Annotated in this window: 5 protein-coding genes; 4 read left to right on the top strand and 1 reads right to left on the bottom strand. The window is 62.1% G+C overall.

Annotated elements, in window-relative coordinates; translation table 11 throughout:
- Positions 1–293: 293 nt before the first annotated feature.
- Positions 294–1,898, top strand: coding sequence for an aldehyde dehydrogenase family protein (locus QQS14_RS16045; RefSeq protein ID WP_285908030.1), 1,605 nt, complete (start codon positions 294–296; stop codon positions 1,896–1,898).
- A gap of 13 nt (positions 1,899–1,911) precedes the next feature.
- On the opposite strand, the gene QQS14_RS16040 is transcribed toward QQS14_RS16045, so the two are convergent.
- Complete coding sequence (locus QQS14_RS16040; RefSeq protein WP_285908029.1) at positions 1,912–2,970, bottom strand: TOBE domain-containing protein; 1,059 nt, start codon at positions 2,968–2,970, stop codon at positions 1,912–1,914.
- A gap of 137 nt (positions 2,971–3,107) precedes the next feature.
- On the opposite strand from QQS14_RS16040, the gene modA reads away from it, so the two are divergent.
- From modA to QQS14_RS16025, 3 genes are read left to right on the top strand one after another with little or no spacing between them, the layout of a single operon-like run.
- Positions 3,108–3,845 carry a molybdate ABC transporter substrate-binding protein gene (gene modA / locus QQS14_RS16035; RefSeq protein WP_285908028.1) on the top strand — a complete coding sequence of 246 codons (738 nt, stop codon included), beginning with the start codon at positions 3,108–3,110 and terminating at the stop codon, positions 3,843–3,845.
- A gap of 3 nt (positions 3,846–3,848) precedes the next feature.
- Positions 3,849–4,505 carry a molybdate ABC transporter permease subunit gene (gene modB / locus QQS14_RS16030; protein WP_285908027.1) on the top strand — a complete coding sequence of 219 codons (657 nt, stop codon included), beginning with the start codon at positions 3,849–3,851 and terminating at the stop codon, positions 4,503–4,505.
- A complete protein-coding gene (locus QQS14_RS16025; protein ID WP_285908026.1) occupies positions 4,502–5,206 on the top strand; it encodes an ATP-binding cassette domain-containing protein in 705 nt (234 codons plus the stop codon). The genes modB and QQS14_RS16025 overlap by 4 nt, the downstream gene beginning before the upstream one ends.
- The last annotated feature ends 127 nt before the right edge of the window (positions 5,207–5,333 follow it).

Here is a 5,333-nt window from a genome sequence, read left to right as displayed (position 1 = left end):
TTATTTATTATATTGATTTTTTAAAGTGGGAGCTGTTAAATGAGGTCGTCGATATAGGCTGTCGACGATGACACACATGTGAAAGCGAAAAGATCCGATAGGATTGGCGTTGAGGAGAGACGGGCGAAACTGCCAAGCCGTCAAGCCTCAGCCAGTGTTCCGGGAGGGCGGGCGAATTTGCGCGCAAGTGGACTCCCAGAAACAGGTTGTCTTGCGCCAGGGCTGCCGCTATTGTGCCCGTTCAGACATAATATGACGGACCACATGGAGACCAGATGCCCACGAATGTTGATATGTTGAAACTGTTTACCGATGCACAGGATGTGCCTGAAGCGCTCAGAATTCTCAAACCGGTCGAGTTGCGGGGGTACCTGGTCGGAGGGCGGATCGTCGAATGGGCCGGACCCATGCAGCGCGTGGATTCGCCCATTGAAGTCCGCCGGGGCGGTCCCCCAGAGCCGGTGCACCTCGGCTCGTGCCCGCAGCTTGATGCCCAGGCCGGAATTGCTGCGGTGGAGGCTGTCCGTCAGGCGTGGGACAACGGCATGGGGTTGTGGCCGACCATGAGCGTGGCCGGGCGCATCAGCCGTGTCGAGGCGTTCACGGGCCGCATGATCGAGGAGCGCGACACCATCGTCCGGCTCATGATGTGGGAAATATGCAAGCCTCTGGCCGAGTGCCGGGTCGAGTTCGACCGCACGGTGGAATACATCCGCGACACAGTGGACGCGCTCAAGGACCTTGACCGGGCCTCATCGCGCTTTGTCATCGAGAAGGGCATTTATGCGCAGATCAGGCGCGCCCCGCTTGGGCCAACCCTGTGCATGGGGCCGTACAACTATCCCCTCAACGAGACCTTTGCCACGCTGCTTCCGGCCCTGCTTATGGGTAACCCGGTGATCCTCAAGCCGCCCCGCCTGGGCAGGCTCTTGTATGCTCCGCTCATGGAGGCGTTTCGCGACTGCTTTCCCTCAGGTGTGGTCAACGTCGTTTTCGGAGACCGCACGTTGATCGGGCCGATCCTGGAATCGGGTGCCATCAGCGTGCTCGCCTTCATCGGTTCAAGCGCGGCGGCTAGCGCCATGCGCACAAGCCACCCCAATCCCAACCGTTTGCGCTGCATCCTGGGCCTTGGGGCCAAAAATCCGGCCATTGTCATGAAATCGGCGGACATGGAGCTGGCCGTGGCCGAGTGCGCGGCGGGCAGTCTTTCCTTCAGCGGCCAGCGGTGCACGGCATTGAAAATCCTCTTCGTCCATGAAGACAGGCTGGAGGAGTTCATCGAGCGGTTCACAGAGGCTGTGGCGGCCATGCCCATCGGCATGCCCTGGACACAGGGGGTGCGCATCACCCCGCTGCCCGAGCCGGGCAAATGCGAGTATCTGAGCGAACTGGTGGCCGATGCCGTGGCGCACGGTGCGAAAGTGGTCAATGCGGGCGGCGGCCGGTCCGCAAAGAGCCTTTTCCATCCTGCGGTGCTGTCTCCTGTCAATGCCGGGATGCGTGTCTATCACGAGGAGCAGTTCGGGCCGGTGGTCCCCATCGTGCCGTTTCGCGACATGGCCACCCCGGTGAACTCCATGGTCGAGTCGCCCTTTGGCCAGCAGTTGAGCATCTTCAGTGACGATCCGCAGGAGGTGGCGCACCTCATCGATCCGCTGGTCAACCAGGTCTGCCGGGTAAACATAAACTGCCTGTGCCAGCGCGGCCCCGACACCTTCCCCTTTACCGGACGCAAGGACTCGGCCGAGGGAACCCTGTCGGTGGGCGACGCCCTGCGCTGCTTTTCCATCCGTACCCTTGTCGCGGCCAAGGGGACCGGGCGCAACAAGGAGCTGCTGGCGGCCATCACCCGCGAGCACAGCTCCAACTTCCTGTCCACGGATTTCATCATGTAGCGGAGCGGTGAACCTACCGGATGGAGTTGAGCACCACCGAGAGGCTCTTGAACCAGAACTCCACCTCGTCTCCCGGTTGCAGGTCCATGTCCCGTGCGCTCTGGCCTGAAACCAGGGCGCAGACTTCGGTTCCGTCCTTGAGGCGTCCGGTGATCTCCGCAATGACCGGGGAATCCAGGACGCGCAGCACCATGGCTGGCAGGCGGTTCCTGGCGCTTCCCGACACCGCCTGTCCGTCGCGAATGACATTGACCAGCGGGGCCTTGATCGTGGCCACGATGGGGGTGCCGACCTCAAGCCGCATGGTGCGCATGCTGTCTGCGGTGATCACCGCGTGGATGGCGACGCCGGAGCGGCTCTCCATGCTCACCTCGGCCATGACCGCGTCTGCCAGCAGGGCGGTTACATGCCCTATGAACGAGTTGCGGGCGCTGCTGCGGGTGCGCATCTCCGCCTGGGCGAGCCGGACTATGGCGGTCACGTCCTTTCGGGTGAACTGCTGCAGGTCGGAAGCGAAATCAAGCGACGAGTGGCCGAGGACGGATTTGATTACGGCCAGCGGCACGCCTGCGCGCAGCATTTCCACCACGCGGGAATTGCGCAGCACGCGGGGGTTTGCCAGATCCCTGGGCAGCCCGCATTCCTTGCCGCGCGCGTAGCAGATGCGCCGCAGGTATCCTGCGTCAAGATGAAAGAACTGCCCCCTGAGCCCGCAAGCCATGGGGCTTTCCAGTGTCTGTTCCAGCTCGGCGCAAAAGTCGTCGGGCAGGGGAACCTCCCGTATGCCATCCCCCTGGCCGAGATGCACCACGCAGCGCTGCATATCAAAGGCGGTGCGGTCGTCAATCCCCAGCACCTCGCCCAACCGGGCGCCCGAATGCCTGAGCAGGAGAAAAGTCAGCCCGATGCGCTCCCGTGCCCGGACGCTGTCGGGCCGTCTGGCACTGCTTCGCCATGCGGCAAAGGCATTGGTGAGCTGGTGGAGCTGTTGTGCGTCGAGATGATTGACCGCGTTCGAGACGTTGAACAGTTCGCGCTGGCAATGGCGGGGGGGCGTTTTGGCTTTTGGCATAGGTGTCCGTGAGTGGTCACGTTTTTTCCCCATAGCGTGACAGGGTTGCGTTACATGTTGAGGCATTCATATATGTGATCGAAATTTGCACAGGAGCCGATCAAAGTAAAGCAACCCTCAACCCCAAGGATTGGATCATGAAACGGATAGCCGCATTCGTGTTAGCCCTCGCCCTGCTGCTGCCTTCGGGCGCAATGGCCGCCGACCTGCTCATCGCCCAGGCCGCCAACTACACGACAATCATGCAGGAGGAGATTATCCCGGCCTTTGAAAAGGCCACGGGCCTCACCGTCCAGGCCACTTACGCCTCCACCGGCAAGCTGTACGGGCAGATCGTCAGCGGCGCTCCCTTTGACATGCTGCTCGCCGCAGACGAAAGCCGCCCGGAAAAGCTCCATGCCGACGGCCTGGCACACACCCCCTTTGTCTATGCCACCGGCCAGGTGGTGCTGTGGTCCCTCGACAAGAAACTGTGCTCCAAGGGCTGGAAGTCCGCAGTGCAGGACCCGGGGGTGAAGAAGATCTCCATCGCCAATACCGAGACCGCCCCCTACGGCACCTCGGCCATGCAGGCCCTACAGGCCACCGGGATGTGGGAGGCGGCACAGCCCAGGCTCGTATTCGGGCAGTCCATCACCCAGGCATTCCAGTTCGCCTTTACCGGCGCAGCGGACGTGGGCTTCATCGCCTATTCCTCGGTTTTTACGGAAGAGGGCAAAAAGGGGTGCTTCGTGGTCGTGGATGAGGCCCCCCCGGTGGTGCAGTCGGGCTGCATTCTCAAGAACGCGCCCAATCCCGATGCGGCGGCGCGATTCGCCGAGTTCCTGGTCTCGCCCGAAGTCCAGGCCATGAAGCTGAAGTACGGATACAAATAGCCCATGGATTGGACACCGCTCCTCCTCTCGGCCAAGCTGGCATTCTGGGCCATGGCACTCATTCCTATAGCGGCCGCTCCACTGGCCTATCTGCTTGCGTTTGGCAGGTTCCGGGGCAAGAGCGTCCTTGATGCCATCGTCGCCCTGCCCATGGTCCTGCCGCCCACGGTCCTGGGTTTTGGACTGCTCATGGTCATGGGGCCGCGCGGGGTGGCCGGAGCGGCCTGGGAGGAACTGACCGGCGGCAGGCTGGTCTTCAGCTTTGCGGGCATCCTGATCGCTTCGCTGATCTTCAACCTGCCTTTTGCTGTCCAGCCGCTACGCGCCTCCTTTGAGAAGATGGACTCGCGCCTTCTTGAAAGTGCCGCCATTCTCGGCCTCTCGCCAGCGGCGGCCTTTTTCCGGATCATCCTGCCTAACTGCATCGGCGGGCTGGCCGCATCGTCCATCCTCGTGTTCGCCCACAGCCTGGGCGAGTTCGGCGTCATCCTCATGGTCGGCGGGAGCATCCCAGGCAAGACCCAGGTGGCGTCCATCGCCATCTTCGAGGCGGTGGAGGCCATGCGCTTCAACGATGCCTTCCTCATGTCCGCGACGCTCATTCCTGTCAGCTTCGCGGTCCTCATGATCATCAACAAACTCAACGCAAGGCGGCCATGATGCTCTGTGCTGACATGACCAAGCGGCTCAAGCATTTCGACCTTGAACTGCGCTTCTCCTGCGCGCCCGGCGCGATCACGGCCGTGGTCGGGCCGTCCGGGGCGGGGAAGACCACGATGATCCGTCTGCTGGCCGGGCTGGAGCGTCCGGACTCCGGGACCATTGCCTTTGGCGGCCAGATCTGGGCCGAACCGGAATCCGGCGTCTTTGTCCCGGCCCGCAAGCGGGGCCTGAGCCTCGTGTTTCAGGACTATACCCTGTTCCCCCATCTCAATATCCGCAAGAACGTGGCCTTTGCCGCCACGGACATGGACCGGGTTGACACGCTCATGGATATGTTTGGCATTCGACACCTGGCATCAAGCAAACCCGCCGCCATATCGGGCGGGGAACGGCAGAGGGCCGCGTTTTGTCAGGCCCTGGCCCGAGATCCGGTGCTGCTGCTGCTCGACGAGCCCTTCTCGGCCCTGGACGTGGCCACCCGCAGGAACCTGCGAGCCAACCTCAAGGAATTGAAGGGTGAACTCAACATCCCCGTCCTGCATGTCACCCACGACCTGGAGGAGGCCGTCTTTCTCGGGGATACCATCATGGCCGTGGAAAACGGGCAGGCCGCGCCAGACTGGCTACACCGGCAGTGCATGCTCCCTCAACAATACCCGACAGGGCTCAGTCGCCATGCCCCAGTGAGGTCTTCATGAACATTCCGAAACTGTTGAAAGTGATGTCGTTTGTTGTTTTTTCGGTGGGATTCCTGACTTCCGAAGCGGCCTTTGCCCAAAACGCCGTGGTGGCCGCAGGCGCGGGATACAAGAAAATGGCGAACGC

The organism is Pseudodesulfovibrio pelocollis, assembly GCF_030282845.1.
Taxonomy (GTDB): domain Bacteria; phylum Desulfobacterota; class Desulfovibrionia; order Desulfovibrionales; family Desulfovibrionaceae; genus Pseudodesulfovibrio; species Pseudodesulfovibrio pelocollis.
This window is presented reverse-complemented; position numbering and strand designations above follow the sequence as displayed.